Here is a 20,378-nt window from a genome sequence, read left to right as displayed (position 1 = left end):
CCACGAGGCTGACCGAGCCTTCTCCGAAGGGCTTCAGGCTTCCGATCTCGTCGGAGATCTTCTTCAGGCCGATATCTGCGGTAATGATGCCGATCGGCGCCTTGTCGCGGCGGATGACGATGCTGACGGTGGACATCAGCACTTCCTCGCCATTGACTGGGTAGAGATAGGCCGGCGTGATCTGGTTGCGGTTCTCGCGCAAGGGCTTGTCGTACCAACCCTCGGCGCCCTTCATGTTGAGAGGCTCGACGGAGACTTTGCCTTCCTTCGTCCAGAAGAAGTAAGGCGCGAAGCGGCCTGTCGCATCCGAGTAGGTATCGGCCAGATATTCCTTGTCGCGCCTGTCGAGAGCATCCGGCTCGAAAGCGAGCGCCATGCCGATGAGATTGGGCTGGCTCTCGACGGTGAGTGCCAGAATCTCCGCAAGCTCTCCGCGCTCCACCTTGTAGTCATAGGCGATGGCCTCAGCGGTGGATTTCGTGACGGTTGCGGCAGCGACCGCACGGTCGATCTCACCGTGGACGTAATCCTTGTACTGGTTGAGCAGCGAATTTGCCGTGACGATGGCCTCATCCCGGCCTTTGCTCATCATGATCTGCGCGCCCGCGAATGTCAGGATCGTGCAGGCCCCGATGAAGCCCGCGCCTGCCAGCAGCAGGACGCGGGTTTTGATTGAACGCAGTTTGAGAACCATCCAATTGCCCCCGAGACATGGTCTTCCGGAATAGTATTCGCGTTCTACAGAGCTTGGCTTGCGCCTGGCTTGCGGGGGCAGCGCGTAGAGGATGATAGTCTCAGGCGGGGAACTCGCGCGAGCGATTACAATTCCAGTTCCATCGTCACCGGCGCGTGGTCGGAGGGGCGTTCCCAGCCACGGGTGTCGCGGGTCACGCCGATGTTGCGCAGCGAGCCTTTCAGTGCGTCCGAAATCCAGATGTGGTCGAGTCTGCGGCCCTTATCGGCGGCAGCCCAATCGGGCGAGCGATAGCTCCACCAGGAATAGATCTTTTCCGGTTCGGGACGAAGGTGACGCATGGCGTCCGTCCAGCCGCCTTCCTGGCGCAGCTCTTCGAGCAATTGCGTCTCGATGGGCGTATGGCTCACCACGTCGAGAAGCTGCTTGTGGCTCCACACATCGTGCTCGAGCGGCGCGACATTGAGATCGCCCACGAGAATCGCAGGGCCCTTCGTCGGTTTCGACTTCGAACCCCAGGAGCGCATCTCGGCCATGAAATCGAGCTTGTGGCGGAATTTCTCGTTCACTTCCGGATCGGGAATATCGCCGCCGGCGGGCACGTAGAAATTATGGATCGTGATGCCGGTGGCGGCCTTCGCCTGGCCGAGGGTCACCGTGATGTGGCGCGCATCCGGGCGGCCGCACATCTCCATCACGCTCGTCTCCGTGAACGGGAAGCGTGAGAGAATCGCGACGCCGTTATAGCCCTTCTGGCCCATGTGGACGACGAAGGGATAGCCGAAAGCCTGCAGCTCCTTGAGCGGCAGCTTGTCGTTCGGGCACTTGGTTTCCTGCAGGCACAGAATGTCGGGACGCCGTTCCTTCAGGAAGCGTTCGACCTGATCGATGCGCAGGCGCACAGAATTGATGTTCCAGGTGGAGACGGTGAGTTTCACGGACATGCCCCTTCGAGAATTCCTTCCGGGCTACGACAGATTCTCGCCGGAGGGAAGGGCAGGGCGGATGGGAAGGGCTACTTGTGGTCGCCGCGGATCTCTTCGTACTGGATCTTGAACAGATCCTGGTCGATGCGGCGGCCCTTCTGGACCTGGTTCAGCACCACCATCGTCTGGAAGCCTTGCGCATCCACAATGCGCCATTGACTCAGGTTCTGTATCTCGGGGTCGAAGAACAGGGTTATCCGCGAGGTGCCGCCCAGCGTCGCGGTGTCTTCCAGGTTGATGCGCACCGCGTTGGGCTCGTTCGAGATGCCGGTGATCTTGATGTCCTGGCCGAGATTGACCTTTTCGCGCAGCAGGAACTTCAGCGGCGTCTGCGAGATCAGATAAAGATCCTGCGTGGCGAGCTTGCGGTCGCGCACGGCCACCGAGCGGCCGTCGGCGACCACTTCGAGGCTGGAGGGCGTATCGTATTCGAAACGAACCTTGCCGGGACGCTGGAGATAGAGCGTGCCGCCCATCCGCCGCCCGTCGCCGCCCACCTGCGTGAAGTCGGCGACCAGGGTGTTGAGATTGGTGAAATAGGAATTCGCCCGCTCCACGATGGCGCTGTTCGGCAGGGGCTGACCCTGGCCGACCGGGCCCATGGAGGCGGTGACGATGGGTTTCGGCGCGATGTCGATGGGCTCCGCCTGTGGGACCGGCGCAGCCTCGGCCGTGGCCGGACGGGCAGGGGGCAGGGGGGCCGTGGCGGCTAGCAGCTGCTCGGCATTCACCGGCCTGACAGCGGCGGTGGGTCTGGCCGGTTGGGCCACCGCAGGGGCTTGAGCAGGCGAGGATGGGTTATGAAAACTGGATGTCGGAAGCGACGGTGCCGTCGCGTTGAAGCCCTGGGCGATCGGCCGCTTGGGCGGCAGGATCATGTCCATGGGCAGGGTCGTCTGCGCGGCAGCCGTCAGCGGGCCCGCAAGAGCGGACGCCACGGTCACAAGACCGATCAAACTGACAGGGCGCATCCCAACCTTCCTTTAAGAACCACTATGACCGCAGCTCCGCTTTGCCGCATCATTCAAGATGACGCAGGGCCGCGGCCAAGGTTCCGCTAATATAGGGATTAATCCTCTCCCCCGTGAGGGCTTTCCATGAGGATTTCGCGTTTACCGGCGTGGTTTGCGGGCCCGACGATGCCCTCCTGCTCCATGCGCTCCATGAGCGAGGCGGCCCGGTTGTAGCCGATCTGCAAGCGCCGCTGGATGTAGCTCGTCGACGCCTTCTTGTCGCGCAGCACCACCGCCACCGCCTGGTCGTACAGGTCGCCTCCGGGAGCCCCGAACTCGCCCTGGTCGAACACCGGCGTGTCGCCAGAAGCCCCGCCCTCGTCCTCCTCCGCCGTCACGGCCTCGAGGTACTGCGGACGGCCCTGGCGCTTCAGATGCGCCACCACATGCTCGACCTCCTCGTCCGAGCAGAACGGCCCGTGCACGCGCGTGATCCGCCCGCCGCCGGCCATGTACAGCATGTCGCCCTGGCCCAGAAGCTGCTCCGCTCCCATCTCGCCGAGAATGGTGCGGCTGTCGATCTTCGAGGTCACCTGGAAGGAAATGCGGGTCGGGAAGTTCGCCTTGATCGTGCCGGTGATCACGTCCACCGACGGGCGCTGCGTCGCCAGGATCACGTGGATGCCCGCCGCACGCGCCATCTGCGCCAGGCGCTGGATCGCGCCTTCGATCTCCTTGCCCGCCACCATCATGAGATCCGCCATCTCGTCGACGATCACCACGATGTACGGCAGCGGCTCGAGATCCATCACCTCATCTTCATAGATCGCCTCGCCGGTCTCGCGGTCGAAGCCGGTCTGGACCGTGCGGGTGATGGTTTCGCCGCGGGCCTTGGCCTCGGAGACGCGGGCGTTGAAGCCGTCGATGTTGCGCACGCCGAGCTTCGACATCTTGCGGTAGCGGTCTTCCATCTCGCGCACCGCCCATTTGAGGGCCACCACCGCCTTCTTGGGATCGGTGACCACCGGGGTGAGCAGATGCGGGATGCCGTCATAGACCGAGAGCTCGAGCATCTTGGGATCGACCATGATCAGGCGGCACTCGGCCGGGGTGAGCCGGTAGACGAGGGACAGGATCATGGTGTTGATCGCCACCGACTTGCCCGAGCCGGTGGTGCCGGCGACGAGCAGGTGCGGCATGCGGGCGAGATCGGCGATGACGGGCTCGCCGCCGATGGTCTTGCCGAGGCAGAGCGCGAGCTTCTGCTTCGAGGTCTCGAAGTCCTGGGAGGCGAGCAGTTCGCGGAGATACACGGTCTCGCGCTTGTGGTTGGGCAGCTCGATGCCGATGGCGTTGCGGCCCTGGACCACGGCGACGCGGGCCGAGACCGCGCTCATCGAGCGGGCGATGTCATCAGCCAAGGAGATCACCCGCGACGACTTCGTCCCAGGCGCAGGCTCAAGCTCATACAGCGTCACTACAGGACCGGGGCTCACTTTCGTGATCGCGCCACGCACGCCGAAATCCTCCAGCGTGCCTTCCAGCAGATTGGCGTTCTGCTCCAGCGCTTCCGCCGAGATCAGCGGAGCGGATGACTTCTTTGGCTCCGCGAGCAGGTTCAGCTGCGGCAGCTGGTAGTTTTCTTCGTCGAGCAGCGAGGGCTGCGCCTCGCGGGCCATGCGCTTGCCGGGCTTCGGCGCGGTGGGTGCTGGTCCGACGCGCGCCGAGACGGGCTCGGGCCGCATGGCTGCGCGGGGCACCGGCTGGGCCATGGGCTCATCGTCATAGGTCTCGTCCTCATCGTCGTAGGCATGCGCGGGCGCCGTCCGCGAAGCGCGGGGAGGCGGTGCATCGAGCATGGGCTCGCGGCGCATGGTGGTGCCATCGCGTTTGCCGCGGCGCGGCTGCGGCGCGGCCTCATAATCCTCGTCCTCGTCCGGTGCGTTTCGTCTCTCGCTCCAGCGGCGCGCGCTGGCGCGAAGGCTCATGACGCCATGGGCGAGCGCGCCCAACGAGACGATGCCCCAGCCGGGCTCGTCGTGGCCGATATCGTCGGGATCGTCCAGATCGGCGATCTGGCGGCGCTTGACCGGGCGGGGAGCCTCTTCTTCCGGCTCTTCGTAGTGGCGCTCTTCGTTCGGGCTGATTCCGCAGGCGGCGGTCAGGCTTAAGATCGCGATGCCGGCAAAAAGGAAGCCGAGAACGGCGCTGGCCGAGCCATTGGACAGGCCCGTGATGGCCTTCGCGCCGGTGAGGATCGCATCGCCCGCGACGCCGCCGAGGCCCGTCGGCAGGGGCCAGCGGTCGGTGGCGGGCATGGCGCTGGCCAACGCGGTGGCGGCGCCCGCGCCCATGACCCAGAGCGCGAATCGCAGCTGCAGGCGGCCGAGCTCGCCCGATTTCATGAGGCGCCAGCCCCACAGCGCCAGCGGCAGGACGGCCGCGATGGCGCCAAGGCCCAAGAGCTGCATCAGCAGGTCGGCCACGATGGCGCCGGGCCAGCCGAGCAGGTTGCGGACAGGAATGTCGGTGGCGTTGTTGAGGCTCGGGTCGTCCACCGACCAGGTGGCGAGCGCCACCGCCACCGCGCCGGAGACGGCGACAAGGCACAGGCCCGTCAATTCCTGCGTCCTGCGGGCGATGAAGGCCCGCAAGGCGCTGAAAAGGCCGTCATAGGCGGAAGAGGAGGAACGGCGGGCCGTACGCATCAAACCACTCTGAAAACCGAATAAACGAGACAATCTTGCTCCGATCCTAGAGGGCGCGGGTTAAGGGCCTATTAACCCTGTCGCTTCTTCTGCGCTGTTGACGGGGCCACGTGAAAAGACCAGTGTCCCGGCCATGACGCGCAAGGGTATCACCACCGGTTGGAAGCGCGCCGTTCTCACGGCGCTGGTGGCCTATGCGCTCGTGCTGCAGATGGTTCTTGTCTCGCTCAGCGGGGCTGCGCATGCCGCCGAAGCGGCGGGACCACAAGGCATCCTCTGCTTGCAGGACGGCCAGAGCCTGCCCGATCACGATCCCGCCAAGGCCCATAACGGGCTCTGCTGCATCTTGAGCTGTCATGGCACGGGCGCGGCCGGACCCGTTCCCACCGCGTCCCTGCCGAAGCGGGCGACGCCCGTCACTCTCGATGTGCAGGTGCCTGTCGTCTCTTCGGCGACACGTCTCTTCTCCACCGTTCTTCCTGTCGGATCGCGCGCGCCTCCGCGCCTCGGCTGATTGCTTTCTGATCAATCACCCGAACTCTCACAGGAATCATAAATGTTTACGTCTCACTCTCGCGGTGCGCTGGTCGCAGCCGCTTTCTTCGCCGTTTCCACGCCTGCTTTCGCCCACGTCTCTTTCGAGACGGCGCAGGCCACGCCTAACACGTCCTACAAGGGAATCTTGCGCATTCCGCACGGCTGCGACGGCAAGCCCACTCTCAAGGTGCGCGTGCGCATTCCGGAGGGCGTCGTCGCGGTCAAACCCATGCCGAAGGCGGGCTGGAAGCTCGAGACCACGAAGGGCTCTTACGTGCGCACCTACAAGGTGCACGGCGAAACCGTCTCCGAAGGCGTGACCGACATCGTCTGGACGGGTTCGCTCGACGACGGCCATTACGACGAGTTCGTCTTCCAGGCGCGATTCACCGATGCGTTCCAGCCGGGTGCGACGGTATATTTCCCCGTCGTGCAGGAATGCGATGGCGCCGCCGAGGAATGGGTGCAGGTGCCTGCCGCAGGCGAAGACGCGCACAAGCTCGCCATGCCCGCACCGGGCGTGAAGATCGCAGGCGCAGCGAACGCCGCACCCGCAGCACAGAAGGTCGGCGAACTCACCATCGAGCAGCCCTGGTCGCGCGCCACGCCCGGTGGCGCGAAGGTCGGCGGCGGCTATCTACGCATCACCAATAACGGCAAGGAAACCGACCGCCTGATCGGCGGCTCTTTCCCGAATGCGTCGCGCGTCGAGGTGCATGAGATGAAGATGGAAAACGACATCATGCGCATGAAGCCGGTGCATGGCGGCCTCGAGATCAAGCCCGGCGCGAGTGTCGAGTTGAAGCCCGGCGGCTACCACCTCATGTTCATGGATCTGAAGGCGCCGCTCACCGAGGGCCAGATCGTGAAGGGCACGCTCGTGTTCGAAAAAGTCGGAACAGTGGATGTCGAATATGCCGTGCGCGGCATGGGCGATGCTGCTCCCGCTGCCGGCGAACATCATCACCACTAAGAGGTATGCGAACGATGGCTTTCAAACGCTCCTTGATCATCCCGATCGCGGTGTTCCTCACAGGTCTTGCTGTCCTGCTGACCACCGCTTTCTTCATCCTGCAACCGCAGCAGCAACAAAGCGCGGGGCGCGTGCCCATCGGCGGGCCGTTCCGTTTGACTTCGCATGAGGGCAAGCCGTTCACGGATGCGGATCTGAAGGGCAAGCCCTTCGCCGTGTTCTTCGGCTTCACCCATTGTCCGGAAGTCTGCCCGACGACGCTTTACGATCTGACCCAGGACCTCGCGTCGATGGGCTCGGATGCCGACAAGCTGCGGGTCGCCTTCATCACCGTCGATCCCGCGCAGGACACGCCGGAATTGATGAAGACTTATCTCTCGTCCTTCGACCCGCGCATCGTAGGGCTCACCGGAACGGACGAGGAGATCGCGGCTGTCGCGAAGGAATACAAGATCTATTACCGCAAGGTGCCGACCGACAACGGCTACACCATGGATCACTCGGCCACGATCTTCCTCATGGACAGCAAGGGCGATTTCTACGCCACGTCGAACTTTCAGGAATCGGCTGAGATCAGACGGTCCAAGATCAAGCAGCTCATCAGGAACGGGTGATCATGAGACAGGGAATTATAGCGGCTCTGATCATTAGCGCCGCTGCTATTCTAATGGCTCTGAGCGGACTGTATGTCATGCCGTTTAAAAGCTGTCTCAGAACATGGCACTCGGTAATGGAATGCGTCGGCGTGCCTGATTAGGGTAGGACTAGACCTTGAAAAGGCTCTCAGACAGAAAAGCCCCGGCCATGTGACCGGGGCTTTTCTTTTGAGCCTCTGGAAGGCTTCGTTGCCGCATCGTGCGAGCACACCCACTCGCGCGATGCGGAGATTGCAGTTTGGATTCGAGCATCGGATGGATCCCGAAACCGGGATCCGCTTTCTTAGTCCGATGCTCAGTAGTTGTAGGCGCGCTCGCCGTGGTCCGCGAGATCGAGACCTTCGCGCTCCTCGTCCTGCGTGACACGCAGGCCCGTGATCAGGTCGACGATCTTGTAGAGCACCACGGAGCCGATGCCGGTCCACACGAGGGTGATGACGACGGCGATGATCTGCGTCCACACCTGCCCGCCGATGCTGTACTCGCCGACGCCGTAGCCGCCGAGGGAGGGAGCGGCCACGATGCCCGTGCCGATGGCGCCGATGATGCCGCCGATGCCGTGGATGCCGAACACGTCGAGCGCGTCGTCATAGCCGAGCGCGTTCTTCAGCGAGGTCACCGCGAAGTAGCAGGCAGCACCGGCGACGAGGCCGAGCACGATGGAGCCCATCGGACCGGAGAGACCGGCAGCAGGCGTAATGGCGACGAGGCCGGCAACCGCGCCCGAGGCGATGCCGAGCAGCGAGGCCTTGCCCTTGCCGAGAGCTTCCACGCCCATCCAGGCGAGACCGGCGGCGGCCGGGGCGAGGATGGTGTTCAGGAGCGCGAGAGCAGCACCGCCCGTGGCTTCGAGGTTCGAGCCAGCGTTGAAGCCGAACCAGCCGACCCACAGAAGGCAAGCGCCGACGAAGGTGAGTGTGAGCGAGTGCGGAGCCATCAGGTCGCGGCCGTAGCCGATGCGCTTGCCGACGAGGAGAGCGCCGACGAGACCGGCCACCCCCGAGTTGATGTGCACCACCGTGCCGCCCGCGAAGTCGAGAGCGCCGAGGCCAAAGAGATAACCTTCCGAGAACCACACCATGTGAGCGATCGGCAGGTACACGAAGGTGAACCACAGAGCCGTGAACAGCATCACCGCCGAGAACTTGATGCGCTCGGCGAAGGCGCCGACGATCAGCGCGGGCGTGATGCACGCGAAGGTCAGCTGGAAGGCGATGAAGGTGAATTCCGGAATGGCGACGCCCTTGGTGAAGGTGTCGGCGGTGGAATCCGTCGTTACGCCGGCGAGGAAGACCTTGGAGAAGCCGCCGATGATGGCGCCCAGCGTGCCTTCGCCGCCGGAGGTGAAGGCGAGCGAGTAGCCGTAGAACACCCACAGGATCGACACGAGGCTGAACACCGCGAAGACCTGCATGAGCACGGAGAGCATGTTCTTGGTGCGCACGAGGCCGCCATAGAACAGCGCGAGACCCGGGATCGTCATGAGGATCACGAGGAGCGCGGAGACGAGCATCCAGGCGGTGTCACCCTTATCGACGGTGGGGGCTGCATCTTGCGCCAGAGCGGGCTCGAGAGCGGCGAGGCTTAAACCCAGCGCACCGAGCGCGGGAAGGAGAAGAGGACGGGACTTCATCGGATCAGAACTCCGGAAAATCATTGAAAAGGAGGATTACAGGGCGTCGGTATCGGTCTCGCCCGTGCGGATGCGGACCGCTTTCTCGAGCGACGTGACGAAGATCTTGCCGTCGCCGATCTGGCCCGTGCGCGCGGCTGCCGTGATCGCGTCGATCACCTGCGGTACCAGATCGGACGCCACCGCCACTTCAATCTTGAGCTTCGGCAGGAAGCTCACGGCATATTCGGCGCCACGGTAGATTTCCGTATGGCCTTTCTGCCGGCCGTATCCCTTCACCTCGGTCACGGTGAGGCCGTGCACGCCCAGAGCGGTGAGTGCGTCACGCACCTCCTCCAGCTTGAACGGCTTGATGACCGCCATCACGATTTTCATGGGTCTTGCCCCCTTTGAGACGCTGGCCCGAAGCATTCAGGCCATGGTTTCCACGCGAACCCGCTTTTTCCGGCGGGTGTCGGGAGGGGATATGCAAGAGACGTGCCAAGCCTGTTCAGACAGGAGGCATCAGCCCTGCCTCTTTCATAGGCAGGCTGGAATTGGCCAGAAAAAGCCCTGTTTGCTTAATTTGTGGGCAGGCTCCGGCTCAGGACCGGTCGCGGATCAGGCCTTCCTGCGCCACGGAGGCGACGAGGGTGCCGTCCTGCCTGAAGATCAGGCCGCGCGAGAAGCCGCGGGCGCCCGAGGCGTTCGGGGTGTCCTGCGCATAAAGCAGCCATTCGTCCGCCCGGAAGGGGCGGTGGAACCACATGGCATGGTCGAGGCTCGCTCCCTGGACCGTGGGATCGAACACCGTGCGCCCATGAGGAATGAGCGACGTGTCGAGGAGCGTCATGTCGGAGGCGTAAGCCAGCACGGATTGGTGGATCGCAGGATCGTCCGGCAGGCGGCCGTTGGTCTTGATCCACACATGGAAGCGCGGCTCGCCGGGCTCACGGGAGGTGTAGCGCCCGATTTCGACGGGGCGGATCTCCAGCGGGCGCTCGCGCTCGTAATAAGTGCGCATGGGCTCCGGCATCTTGAGCAGCAGGCCGCCCTTCACCTCCTCCTCGGAGGGAAGCTCGTCGGGGCCCGGCACCTTCGGCATCTCGGCCTGGTGCTCGAAACCGCCCTCATCCATCTGGAACGAGGCCGACATGGCGAAGATCGCCTGGCCGTGCTGGGTCGCCACCACGCGGCGGGTGGCGAAGCTCTTGCCGTCGCGGATGCGATCCACGTCGTAGATGATCGGTACCTTGGGATCGCCCGGCAGCATGAAATAGCAATGGAGCGAGTGCGGATGGCGCCCGTCCACCGTGCGAGTGGCCGCGACGAGCGACTGGCCGATCACCTGACCGCCGAACACCCGCTGCCAGCCGCTCTTCGGGCTCTGGCCGCGAAACAGGTTCACTTCGAGCTGTTCGAGGTCGAGAATGGAGAGAAGGTCCGTGACGGCGCGGGACATGAATCGGTGATCCTCATTGTGAAGAAGTGTCATCCATCGGCGAGCGGCGTGCGAAGGTCAAGCTTGACGCTGGTCAATGGATCGCTGACACCCAACCTATAACGATCAACATGGGATAAGGCTAAGCGGCGCGTTCCTTGGGCCGCTGCCGACCATCGAGAGGCGAGGAGAAGAACATGACAGCATCGCGTATCGTCATCGCAGGCGGCGGATTGGCCGGACTGTCCTTGTCGCTCGCCCTCAAGCGTGCGCTGGCCGACGGCGTGGATGTGGTCATGTGCGATCCGGCGCTATCCCGCGATCCGCATGGGGACAGGCGCTCCTATGCCATCGCCGCAGCCGCCCGGCGGATGTTCCAGGCGCTCAACGTCTGGGACGCGGTTGCCGAGAAGGCGCAGCCCATCCTCGATATGGTGATCACCGATTCAAGCCTGCAGGATCCGGTGCGCCCCACCTATCTCACCTTCGAGGGCGCGGTGGATGGCGAGGCTTTCGCCCACATGGTCACCGCGGGCGACCTGACGGGGCTGCTGCTCGATGCATGCCGGGAGGCCGGCGTGAGCTTGAGGCCGGAGGGCGTGAAGGGCTTTTCCGCGCAGGGTGCGTACACCGATGTCATGCTCACTGGAGGCGAGACGCTCTCCGCCGCCCTTCTCGTTGCGGCCGATGGTGCGCGCTCGCGCCTGCGCGAACAGGCCGGCATCGGCTGGATCTACTGGCCCTACAATCAATCCGGCATCGTCGCCACGATCTCCCATGAGCGCGACCACGAGGGCAGGGCGGTGGAGCATTTCCTCCCCGCAGGCCCCTTCGCGATCCTGCCGCTGAAGGACGAGCAGCAGCCCGACGGGTCCGTGCAGCACCGCTCCTCCATCGTCTGGAGCGAGCGCAGCGAAAACGTGCCGGTGCTGCTCGATTCCCATCCGGAGGATCTGCTCGCTGAGCTCGAAAAGCGCTTCGGCCTGCAGCTCGGAAAGATCGCCTTCGAGACCAAGCCTCAGGCCTTTCCGCTGGCCTTCGGCGTGGCGCGCTCCTTCGTGGGTGAGCGCCTGGCGCTTCTGGGCGACGCGGCCCATCTCATCCATCCCATCGCGGGGCAGGGCCTCAATCTGGGCCTGCACGATGTCGCGGCCCTGGCGGAGATCATCACCGATGCCATGCGGCTGGGGCAGGACCCGGGCGGCGCCGACGTGCTCATGCAATACGAGCGCGCGCGCCGGGCCGACATCACCGCCATGGGCATCATGACCGATGGCCTCAATCGCCTGTTCTCGAACGACATGCTGCCCGTGCGCCTGATTCGCGACTTCGGCCTGGGACTGGTCGACCGGATGCCGGGCCTGAAGCGCTTCTTCATCCGCGAGGCGGCGGGCTTGAGGAAAGAGGACGCGCCGAGGCTGCTCAAGGGCGAGGCTCTCTGAAGGGGGTATGATAAGGCCGCCGCGATTTTACGGCAGGCCTTAAGGGAAGCTCGCGCCCGGCCGGCTATTAACTATTCCAATAAACAGATGGAATGCCGCTTCTTCTTGAAATGCTTGGGCTTGCCAAGCAAGAGCCCGGCAAAATTGCAAAGGTGCGGCGGAATTATGCAGTTGAACCCCTTCCTGTTTAATATGAAATAACGTATCAAACGTGGCCGACATCCCTTTGCTTTACGGAAGACAGCCATGGCCGATTATTATTTTGCTCCTAACCATGATGTAACAACAATCGCCAAAGATCCCGATCAGGCGCTGCAACTGGATGCAGGAACCGCGATCATCGGCCTTACGTATTTGAACTTGGCAGGGGCCGGAATTCGCGCTCACGGCATTCAGGACATCACGCTGATTTCCGGCGCGACCATCCGGAGCAGGAGCCACGGCATCTACTTCGACATCGCTGGCGATGCCGATCATCCAAACAGGGTTTTCAATACAAACGGCCTTATCTGGTCTCTTGAGGGCACGGGCATTTTCTTTGCCAAGGGCGGCGAAGGCATCGTCCTGAATCAGGGCGCCATCCAGGCGGAGATCGGCATCAAGCTGGAAGGCACCGGCAAGCTGGACGTGTCCAACTCGGGCATGATCATTGCCAACAACAAGGCCATTGTCGGCGCTGCCGGCAATGATCGCGTGGTCAATACCGGCATCATCCGCACGACAAGTGCTGCCGTTGCTGCGATCGACCTTGGCGCGGGCGACGACATCTACGATGGCGGCGGCGGCGTCGTCTTCGGTATGATCGATCTCGGCGAAGGTGACGACAAAGCCTATGGCGGCGCTGGCGCCGAGTGGTTCGTCGGCGGAAAAGGCAACGACCTCTACGACGGCGGCGCAGGTAGCGACACAGTCGATTACTCCAAGGCGATTTCCTCCATCACCGTCAATCTCATGAACACCACCGGCCAGTATGTCGGCAGTGGGCAGGATTATGACACCCTGATCAATATCGAGAACATCATCGGCAGCGACCACAACGATGTTCTGACTGGCAACGCCGCCGACAATCTGCTCCAGGGCGGGAAAAACAACGACACGCTCGAGGGCGGCGCCGGCAACGATACGCTCGACGGCGGGGACGGCATCGACACGGTCAGCTATTACGGATCGGCCGCCGTCAAAGTGGACCTGAGCAAAGACGGCGTGGCTCAGAACACGTCCGGCTACGGTACGGATACGTTGAAGAGCATCGAGAACGTCAACGGCAGCAGCGGTTGGGATACCATCGACGGCAGTAGCGCCGCCAACAAGCTGTGGGGCTGGAGCGGCGGCGACGTCCTCAACGGCCATGGCGGCAACGACACTCTCGATGGCGGAGAAGGTTCCGATACGCTCGATGGCGGCGCGGATAACGACAGCCTCACGGGCGGCAATGGCAACGACAGCATCATCGGCGGAGCGGGAGCCGACAAGCTTTTCGGCGACGATGGCAATGATACGCTTTGGGGCGGCGACGGCGACGACACTCTCGACGGCGGCGAAGGCAAGAACATGGCGGTCTTCTCGGGCGTCAGGGCCAATTATGCTTTCTCGCATACCAGCGGTGACGACAACACCCAGTATACGGTCAGGCACAACGGAGCCGGTGGCCTAGACACCCTGAAGAAAATTCGTCTGGTGAAATTCCTCGGAGCCAATGCAACGGACGATGCCGACGACGAAACTTATGCGCTCTACAATTCCGCGGCCCCCGACACGGTCAAACTCTCGCTGTCGTCGAGCTGGTCGTCGATTGGCGGCGTCCGGGAGAACACGGCCACCGATACGAGCGTCGGAAGTCTCTCGGCGAGCGATGCCGATGGAGATGCGCTGACCTTCACGCTGCAGGACAACCCCTTCTTCAAGCTCGATGAAGACGGCAAGACCATTCGCGTCAAGAACAAGGATGCTCTCAATTTCGAGGCATTCGGCAACGGGATCACCGCGAGCTACACCCTCAAGGTTACGGTGAGCGACGGTTTCAAGAATCTCGCCAATGGTGGGATGACAGGCACCGCCACGCGTGACGTGGTGATCAAGATCATCAACGAATACGAAAATGGGGGCGTCGTCCGCTACGGCACCAGTGCCGGTGAGCAGGTCATCGGTGAATACGGCAACGACCGTGCTTATGGTCGCGGCGGTAATGACCAGGTCTTCGGCCGCAAGGGTAATGACAAGCTCTACGGAGACGACGGCAACGATTTCGTCATCGGTGGTGACGGAGCCTCAGGAGCCGGGCTGATCGGCACAGGCAACGACACGCTCTATGGCGGTAACGGCAACGACTCGCTCTACGGCGGTGACGGCAACGATCTCCTGTACGGAAACAACGGCAAGGATGTTCTCTACGGCGGCAAAGGCAAGGATACCTTCTTCTTCGATTCCAGGATCAGCAGCGCCAACGTCGATCACATCGCCGACTTCAAGCCGGCCGATGATACGATCAAGCTGGCCCGCAAGTACTTCAGCAAGATTTCCAAGGGAACGCTGAAGGCTGGAGCTTTCAAGGTGGGCGATAACAGCGGGTTCAAGCTCGATGCCGATGACCGCATTCTCTATCACAAGGCACAAGGCGCTCTGTTCTACGATCCGGATGGCTCGGGCGGAGCCAGGGCGGTCCAGTTCGCAACCATCGCCAAGAACCTGGCTCTGACGCACAAGGACTTCATCATCTTCTGATGAATGGAAACCAAAAAGCCCGGCTCCTGCGAGCCGGGCTTTTTCATAACGATGGCCGGAGATTCCCGGTCCTGTTCGTTGAAGCGTTGCTTACTTCTTCTTCGCCCGCTCGATGCCTTCCTGGATCAGACGGTGCGCTTCCTGGGCATCGCCCCAGCGGATGATCTTGGCCCATTTGCCGGGCTCGAGATCCTTGTAGTGCTCGAAGAAGTGCTCGATCTGCTTGAGGGTGATCTCGGGCAGGTCGGTATAGGTCTTCACCCGGTCGTAGCGCTGGGTCAGCTTGCTCGAGGGGACCGCGATGATCTTCTCGTCCTGACCGCCATCATCCTCCATCACGAGGACGCCGACGGGGCGCACGTTCATGACGGCGCCGGGAGCGATGGCACGGGTGTTGGCGATGAGCACGTCGCAAGGATCGCCGTCGCCGGACAGGGTGTGCGGAATAAATCCGTAATTCCCGGGGTAGCGCATGGCGGTGTAGAGGAAGCGGTCGACGAAGAGGGCGCCCGATTCCTTGTCCATCTCGTATTTGATGGGCTCGCCGCCGAGCGGCACTTCGATGACGACGTTCACGTCCTCAGGCGGGTTCTTTCCAGTCGGGATCGCATCAAGGCGCATAGAGCTGTTCTCCGGAACAAGGCTTGAGGCATCGGCTGAGCGGGACAGGGCTGTCTCACTCATCAATGCAGCAAAAAGAAGCCCTCGGATGCGGGGAGTTGATGCCTAAGAGGCCGCACCCAAAAGACTTTCCGCGCTTCCTAGCCGGACTGGGCGCTCCCAACAAGAACCAAAAAGCGGTTTTGGAGCCTTGGACCCCATAGTGGAGCTCACTTTGGGGACGAATCCGATTCTTCCCGAGCGGAATGCATTGTTGAGCACGGACTTTCAGGTGCGCTCGGCGCTACCGAAAGAGATAGGCGACCTTGGCAAGGGGTGTGCCGCCGATCCGCTCCTGCACATGGGCGACGCTTCGCCCGCCGAGGCCCTCATAGAAGGCGCAGGCCCGCTCGTTCTCGGCGAGCGCCCACACCGCTACGCGGGGCATGTCGCTGTGCCGAAGGTCGTTGAGAACCGCCTTGAACAGGCGCCGCCCGAGCCCGATGCCCTGATATTCCGGCAGGAGATAAAGCTCGTCGATCTCGCCATCCGCCGGCAGGGCGCGGTCCCGGCAGCGACCGTAGGAGGCATAGCCCGCGATACCCTGGCCGATATCCAGCACCACGAGAGGACGGCCCCGGGTCACCGTGGAGCGCCACCACCGCTCGCCGCGCCGGGCGAACATCTTGTCGAGGGTCACGCCGGGGATGATGCCGAGATAGGCCTCGCGCCAGGCCGCATCGAACACCTTCGACAAAGCTGGAGCATCGTCGGGCTTGGCGTGACGGATACTGACAAGAAGGTCGCTCATGGCTCGGCAAAAGTCTGAAGAAGCAATGGAAAGAGCTTCGCCGGATCATGGTTAACGAGACGTTAAGATGGCGCGAGAACAAGCACGGCTAAGCATCACTTCTTTAAGCCAAACCAGGCCGGTGAGGCACAGGCGAAACGCCGCAAGGACGAGGCCCCCGCTTGGGAATGTCATTGAAGAGCTGAAAGCCGTGTATCCACGCAAGAGACAAGGGACGATTGACGTGCGGGCGCCGTCTTTCATCGTATCCTGATAATGGCGGTGCAAGAGCGAATATGTCGCAATCCTCCCTACGGGCTGTGTGATAGAACACGCCTCGCTTTACCAAACGTTATTACATATTAAGCATGGGTATCAGCAGCGAAGCCTTTTGATCGCCGCCCTTGTTTTGAATCCAGCCGTTGGAAGGAAATGCACATGGCCGTGCCTGTTCTCTCGGGATCCCTGTTTCAGATCAACAGCACCGGTTCCGGTACTCAGGTCACCCCTAAAGTCGTCGCGCTCTCCAACGGTACGTTGGTGGCGGTTTGGAGGGATACCCAAGGCACCGATGCGACTGGCTATACGGAGAGTATCCGAGGCCAGATCCTGAATGCGGATGGCACCAAGAAGGGTGGCGAGTTCATCATCAATTCCACGCCTGGCGGCGCGAAAATGAATCCTGCCATTGCAGTCCTGAACGATGGCCGCTTCGTCGTGGCGTGGACCGATGGCAGCGGTGCGGGCGGAGAACAGGGTCTCGGCATTCGTGCCCGCGTCTTCAAGATGGATGGCACTCCCGTCGATTATGACTTCCGGGTCAACGGCAGCGCTACGGATCCGGGGGCGATGGATCAAACCGCTCCTTCGATCGCTGCTCTGGCGGGAGGGGGATTTGCCATCTCCTATACGGATCTTTCCAATGGAGATGGGTCCGGGTACGGCATCAAATCGCAGACGTTCAATGCCAGCCTGGAAAAGGTCCGCGACGAAGTCTACGTCAATGGGACGACGGCCAATAATCAAACAAGTTCGATCAGCCTTGGGCTGAAGGACGGACGCCAGGTCGTCATCTACGCCGATGAAAGCAAGAGCTCCGACGATACTTCTTCCTATACGGTGAGGGCGCGCATTCTCAGCGGGGAAGGACGACCGATTCCGGAAACGCCGGATTTCGTCGTGCCGAGCTCGAGAGATTATAAACTGCAGCCCTCGGCCACGATGCTGAAGGATGGCCGTTTCGTCGTCGTCTGGGAGCATATCGGCACCAGGACAGGCGACGGCTCGGAAATGTGCATCAAGGGCCAGATCTTCAACGCCGACGGCACTGTCTATGGCGGTGAGTTCGTCGTCAACACGACGACGTCCGGAAGACAATCGCTTCCTGTCGTCGCGGCGACGATGGATGGTGGATTTGCAGTCGCGTTCAAGGATAGCTCGAATGCCGTAGGCGATGTCGACCAGGTCCGGCTGATTACATTCGATGCGTATGGCACCCGCTCGGGTGCCGATATGATCGTCGGCACGTTCAAAGCCGGTTTCTTCAAGGGAGGCCTGACGACAATGTCGGATGGGCGCCTGATGGTGACCTGGCAGGGTATCGGACCCGGTGGCAGCCTGGATGTTTGGGCGCAGGCCGTCGATCCGCGCGGTCAAAGCGTCGTTCTGAACGGAAGTGCCATTGACGACCAATTTGTCGGCACGAGAGGAGACGACGTGCTCAACGGTGCCGGCGGCAACGACCGTCTGACGGGCGATGACGGCAACGACGTGCTCAATGGTGGCACCGGCAACGACACCATGAATGGCGGTGCGGGCAACGACACCTATCACGTGGACAGCGCAGCCGATGGGATCATCGATGCCTCGGGCGTCGATACGGTCGTCACTTCCTACAGCCGCGGCCTGGAGAGCTTCCTCGAAAACCTGACCGCCGCTTCGGGAGCGGGTGCGCTGTCGCTCAACGGCAACGGCCTCAACAATGTGCTCACGGGCAACGAAGCCGACAACGTGATCAACGGAGAAGGCGGCGCCGACACGATGCAGGGCGGCGCAGGCAACGACATCTATCATGTCGACAATCCGGGCGACCGCATCGTGGAAGCCGTCAACGGGGGCACGGACCAGGTCTACACCACGGCGAGCTACACGCTCGATGCCAATGTGGAACACCTGACGGCCTCTGGCTCGTCCTCGATCAACCTGACAGGCAATACGCTCGCCAACATGATCAAGGGCAACGGCGGCGCCAACAAGATCAATGGCGGCGCAGGCAACGACCAGCTCTGGGGCGGCGCGGGCAGAGATACTTTCGTCTTCAACACCACCCCCAACAGCCGCACCAACAAGGACACGATCAAGGACTGGAACTATCGCGACGACACGATCCATCTCGAGAACAAGATCTTCAAGAAGCTGACCAAGACCGGCACGCTCAAGAAGGACTATTTCGTGCTCGGATCTGCCGCGAAGGACGGCAACGACTTCATCGGCTACAACAAGAAGACCGGCGACCTCTGGTATGATTCCAACGGCAGCAAGGCCGGCGGTCAGGTGGTGTTCGCGAATATCGGCAAGAACAAAGCCATCTTCCACACCGACTTCGTCGTGATCTGACGGAATGAGCTTGTAACCTTCTCCGATTGCGAAAGCCGCATCGTTTGCTACGCCCGCTCCTCAGCAGATGAGCGGGCGTATTTGCGTTTGACCCGTTTAAGCTCAATACAACAGAAGCCATGCAAAGACGGAGAAACAAGGAAAAGGCACGTCTTGAGCGAGTATAACTTTTAGTTGTATAATAACGTATCACTTCATGAGTGATTCAACTCAAAGGTATCCTTCTATGGCTGCTCCCAACCTTCCCGCTCTCGACACCAACTGGCTCCTTGAGACCTATGCCAACGGCACCGTCATCGGCCGCATCAGCGTTTCTGATCCGGATGGCGATGCGCTTGCCGTCTCCATCGTCGATGCCTTCGGCGACACGGATCTCACGAGCGCCTTCGAGCTGGTCTACGAGCCGGCAACCGGTCAGTACAAGCTCGTCGTGAAGGACGCCACCAAGATCAATTTCGAGACGGTTGGCCCGACGCTCAATCTGCGCATCAAGGTGGCCGACGCGACGCAAGCCGTAATCAAGGACTTCGCGCTCACCGTCGTGGATGTGAACGAGGCGCCGACGAACATCGTCATCAGCAGTCGCTCCGTCGACGAGCATGCGGCAGCAGGCACCTGGATCGCCGATATCGGCGGCAGCGATCAGGATGCGGGCGATGTGTTGAGCTACAGTCTCAAGGATGCGGCGACGAGCCCGTTCGAGATCGTGCGCAATGCGGCGGGTGTGTACCAGCTGCGGGTGAAGGACGGCAGCCTGATCGATTATGCGTCAGACCCGGACAAGATGATCGACGTAACGATTGTCGCCACGGACAGATATGGGCTGAAGATCGAGAAGACGTTTGCGCTCGACATCCGCGAGGTGAACCATGCGCCGACGGACATTCTGATTGATAATGCGGATGTTCGAGAATTAAGCTATGATGGATTAGTCATAGGGCAATTGTCGACCCTCGATGAGGACGCAGGAGACAGCTTTACCTACTCGCTGATCGATGATGCGGGAGGACGTTTTTACGTCGATGGCAATGAGCTTCGCGTAAAGAACGGCTATAAGCTCGATAGCGAACAAGCTTCATCGCACGAAATTAGGGTTCTCGTAACGGATGGCTCCGGAGCTTCCTTCGAGAAGACAATCAGCATATACGTAATGGATTGGCTCGATGAGTATACAGGCGGCAGTGATGCCAATGATTATTTCAGAGGAGGCCTAGGTGCTGACCGACTTAGTGGTGGAAAGGGAGACGACACGCTTGTTGGAAGTTACGGACAAGATGTTCTAACGGGCGGCGAAGGCAAAGATGTTTTTGTTTTTGACACCCGTGCCTATACGGCCAATAGGGACATTGTCGTCGATTTCACCGTTGGGGAAGACAAGATTCATCTAACAGGTTCGCTCTTCAAGTTGGAAGCGCTTACCGGCGGAGGATTAACGGAAGCGACTTTCCATCTTGGACCTGTCGCGACCAGCACCTCACAGCGAATTCTCTATGACATCGAGACCGGCAGGCTGTTCTATGATGGCGATGGCTCTCGTGAGTTGAGCGCCCCTGTTCTGATTGCAACCTTCCTGAATAAACAAGCATTGACCATGAACGATTTCCTGGTGATCGCTTAAGCAGTAAAAAAGCCGAGGCGATCCAAATCAG

Annotated in this window: 16 protein-coding genes; 7 read left to right on the top strand and 9 right to left on the bottom strand. The window is 61.6% G+C overall.

Annotated elements, in window-relative coordinates; genetic code table 11:
- From MHY87_RS18465 to MHY87_RS18450, 4 genes are all read right to left on the bottom strand, one after another.
- On the bottom strand, nucleotides 1-694 hold a 694-nt coding region (locus MHY87_RS18465), incomplete at its 3' end, for a cache domain-containing protein (protein WP_239354038.1).
- Nucleotides 695-819: 125 nt separating this feature from the next.
- Entirely contained in the window at nucleotides 820-1,632 is an 813-nt protein-coding gene (xth, locus tag MHY87_RS18460; RefSeq protein ID WP_239354037.1) for an exodeoxyribonuclease III, read from the bottom strand.
- 77 nt (nucleotides 1,633-1,709) lie between these two features.
- Nucleotides 1,710-2,651, bottom strand: coding sequence for an outer-membrane lipoprotein carrier protein LolA (locus MHY87_RS18455; RefSeq protein WP_239354036.1), 942 nt, complete (start codon nucleotides 2,649-2,651; stop codon nucleotides 1,710-1,712).
- A 98-nt stretch (nucleotides 2,652-2,749) separates the two neighbouring features.
- A complete protein-coding gene (locus MHY87_RS18450; RefSeq protein ID WP_239354035.1) occupies nucleotides 2,750-5,341 on the bottom strand; it encodes a DNA translocase FtsK 4TM domain-containing protein in 2,592 nt (863 codons plus the stop codon).
- A 133-nt stretch (nucleotides 5,342-5,474) separates the two neighbouring features.
- Here MHY87_RS18450 and MHY87_RS18445 point away from each other — a divergent pair, with 133 nt between their 5' ends.
- Genes MHY87_RS18445 through MHY87_RS18435 form a run of 3 tightly spaced genes read left to right on the top strand, consistent with a single transcriptional unit; the run spans nucleotide 5,475 to nucleotide 7,465 of the window.
- Entirely contained in the window at nucleotides 5,475-5,855 is a 381-nt protein-coding gene (locus tag MHY87_RS18445; RefSeq protein ID WP_239354034.1) for a DUF2946 family protein, read from the top strand.
- 42 nt (nucleotides 5,856-5,897) lie between these two features.
- Nucleotides 5,898-6,851 carry a DUF1775 domain-containing protein gene (locus MHY87_RS18440; protein WP_239354033.1) on the top strand — a complete coding sequence of 318 codons (954 nt, stop codon included), beginning with the start codon at nucleotides 5,898-5,900 and terminating at the stop codon, nucleotides 6,849-6,851.
- A 14-nt stretch (nucleotides 6,852-6,865) separates the two neighbouring features.
- Nucleotides 6,866-7,465 carry an SCO family protein gene (locus MHY87_RS18435; RefSeq protein WP_239354032.1) on the top strand — a complete coding sequence of 200 codons (600 nt, stop codon included), beginning with the start codon at nucleotides 6,866-6,868 and terminating at the stop codon, nucleotides 7,463-7,465.
- A 337-nt stretch (nucleotides 7,466-7,802) separates the two neighbouring features.
- On the opposite strand, the gene MHY87_RS18430 is transcribed toward MHY87_RS18435, so the two are convergent.
- The 3 genes from MHY87_RS18430 to tesB form a co-directional block, all read right to left on the bottom strand.
- Nucleotides 7,803-9,140, bottom strand: a complete 1,338-nt coding sequence (locus MHY87_RS18430; RefSeq protein WP_239354031.1) for an ammonium transporter — start codon at nucleotides 9,138-9,140, stop codon at nucleotides 7,803-7,805.
- 36 nt (nucleotides 9,141-9,176) lie between these two features.
- On the bottom strand, nucleotides 9,177-9,515 hold the full coding sequence (locus MHY87_RS18425) for a P-II family nitrogen regulator (protein WP_239354030.1): 339 nt from the start codon (nucleotides 9,513-9,515) through the stop codon (nucleotides 9,177-9,179).
- Between the two features lie 208 nt (nucleotides 9,516-9,723).
- Nucleotides 9,724-10,581, bottom strand: a complete 858-nt coding sequence (gene tesB, locus MHY87_RS18420; RefSeq protein WP_239354029.1) for an acyl-CoA thioesterase II — start codon at nucleotides 10,579-10,581, stop codon at nucleotides 9,724-9,726.
- 176 nt (nucleotides 10,582-10,757) lie between these two features.
- Between tesB and MHY87_RS18415 the strand changes: the two genes are divergently transcribed.
- On the top strand, nucleotides 10,758-12,002 hold the full coding sequence (locus MHY87_RS18415; protein WP_239354028.1) for a ubiquinone biosynthesis hydroxylase: 1,245 nt from the start codon (nucleotides 10,758-10,760) through the stop codon (nucleotides 12,000-12,002).
- A gap of 246 nt (nucleotides 12,003-12,248) precedes the next feature.
- Complete coding sequence (locus tag MHY87_RS18880; protein WP_304611145.1) at nucleotides 12,249-14,723, top strand: calcium-binding protein; 2,475 nt, start codon at nucleotides 12,249-12,251, stop codon at nucleotides 14,721-14,723.
- A 90-nt stretch (nucleotides 14,724-14,813) separates the two neighbouring features.
- Here MHY87_RS18880 and ppa read toward each other — a convergent pair whose 3' ends face one another.
- Nucleotides 14,814-15,344, bottom strand: a complete 531-nt coding sequence (gene ppa, locus MHY87_RS18395) for an inorganic diphosphatase (protein WP_239354027.1) — start codon at nucleotides 15,342-15,344, stop codon at nucleotides 14,814-14,816.
- A gap of 283 nt (nucleotides 15,345-15,627) precedes the next feature.
- A complete protein-coding gene (locus MHY87_RS18390; RefSeq protein ID WP_239354026.1) occupies nucleotides 15,628-16,134 on the bottom strand; it encodes a GNAT family N-acetyltransferase in 507 nt (168 codons plus the stop codon).
- 417 nt (nucleotides 16,135-16,551) lie between these two features.
- Between MHY87_RS18390 and MHY87_RS18875 the strand changes: the two genes are divergently transcribed.
- Complete coding sequence (locus MHY87_RS18875) at nucleotides 16,552-18,729, top strand: calcium-binding protein (protein WP_304611144.1); 2,178 nt, start codon at nucleotides 16,552-16,554, stop codon at nucleotides 18,727-18,729.
- A gap of 226 nt (nucleotides 18,730-18,955) precedes the next feature.
- The gene (locus MHY87_RS18375) at nucleotides 18,956-20,347 is read left to right on the top strand and encodes a M10 family metallopeptidase C-terminal domain-containing protein (RefSeq protein WP_239354025.1); all 1,392 of its coding nucleotides are present in this window, start codon (nucleotides 18,956-18,958) and stop codon (nucleotides 20,345-20,347) included.
- Nucleotides 20,348-20,378: the final 31 nt, after the last annotated feature.

It is taken from the genome of Microvirga sp. ACRRW, assembly GCF_022346925.1.
In the GTDB taxonomy this organism is placed as follows: domain Bacteria; phylum Pseudomonadota; class Alphaproteobacteria; order Rhizobiales; family Beijerinckiaceae; genus Microvirga.
Note: the sequence above shows the minus strand (reverse complement) of the source record. Positions and strands in the feature narration are given on the sequence as shown.

What these genes read in the sequence shown, in the direction of transcription:
- MHY87_RS18455 (WP_239354036.1), bottom strand. Translation starts at nt 2,651, where the DNA reads ATGCGCCCTGTCAGTTTGATCGGTCTTGTGACCGTGGCGTCCGCTCTT.
- MHY87_RS18450 (WP_239354035.1), bottom strand. Translation starts at nt 5,341, where the DNA reads ATGCGTACGGCCCGCCGTTCCTCCTCTTCCGCCTATGACGGCCTTTTC.
- MHY87_RS18445 (WP_239354034.1), top strand. Translation starts at nt 5,475, where the DNA reads ATGACGCGCAAGGGTATCACCACCGGTTGGAAGCGCGCCGTTCTCACG.
- MHY87_RS18440 (WP_239354033.1), top strand. Translation starts at nt 5,898, where the DNA reads ATGTTTACGTCTCACTCTCGCGGTGCGCTGGTCGCAGCCGCTTTCTTC.
- MHY87_RS18435 (WP_239354032.1), top strand. Translation starts at nt 6,866, where the DNA reads ATGGCTTTCAAACGCTCCTTGATCATCCCGATCGCGGTGTTCCTCACA.
- MHY87_RS18430 (WP_239354031.1), bottom strand. Translation starts at nt 9,140, where the DNA reads ATGAAGTCCCGTCCTCTTCTCCTTCCCGCGCTCGGTGCGCTGGGTTTA.
- MHY87_RS18425 (WP_239354030.1), bottom strand. Translation starts at nt 9,515, where the DNA reads ATGAAAATCGTGATGGCGGTCATCAAGCCGTTCAAGCTGGAGGAGGTG.
- tesB (WP_239354029.1), bottom strand. Translation starts at nt 10,581, where the DNA reads ATGTCCCGCGCCGTCACGGACCTTCTCTCCATTCTCGACCTCGAACAG.
- MHY87_RS18415 (WP_239354028.1), top strand. Translation starts at nt 10,758, where the DNA reads ATGACAGCATCGCGTATCGTCATCGCAGGCGGCGGATTGGCCGGACTG.
- MHY87_RS18880 (WP_304611145.1), top strand. Translation starts at nt 12,249, where the DNA reads ATGGCCGATTATTATTTTGCTCCTAACCATGATGTAACAACAATCGCC.
- ppa (WP_239354027.1), bottom strand. Translation starts at nt 15,344, where the DNA reads ATGCGCCTTGATGCGATCCCGACTGGAAAGAACCCGCCTGAGGACGTG.
- MHY87_RS18390 (WP_239354026.1), bottom strand. Translation starts at nt 16,134, where the DNA reads ATGAGCGACCTTCTTGTCAGTATCCGTCACGCCAAGCCCGACGATGCT.
- MHY87_RS18875 (WP_304611144.1), top strand. Translation starts at nt 16,552, where the DNA reads ATGGCCGTGCCTGTTCTCTCGGGATCCCTGTTTCAGATCAACAGCACC.
- MHY87_RS18375 (WP_239354025.1), top strand. Translation starts at nt 18,956, where the DNA reads ATGGCTGCTCCCAACCTTCCCGCTCTCGACACCAACTGGCTCCTTGAG.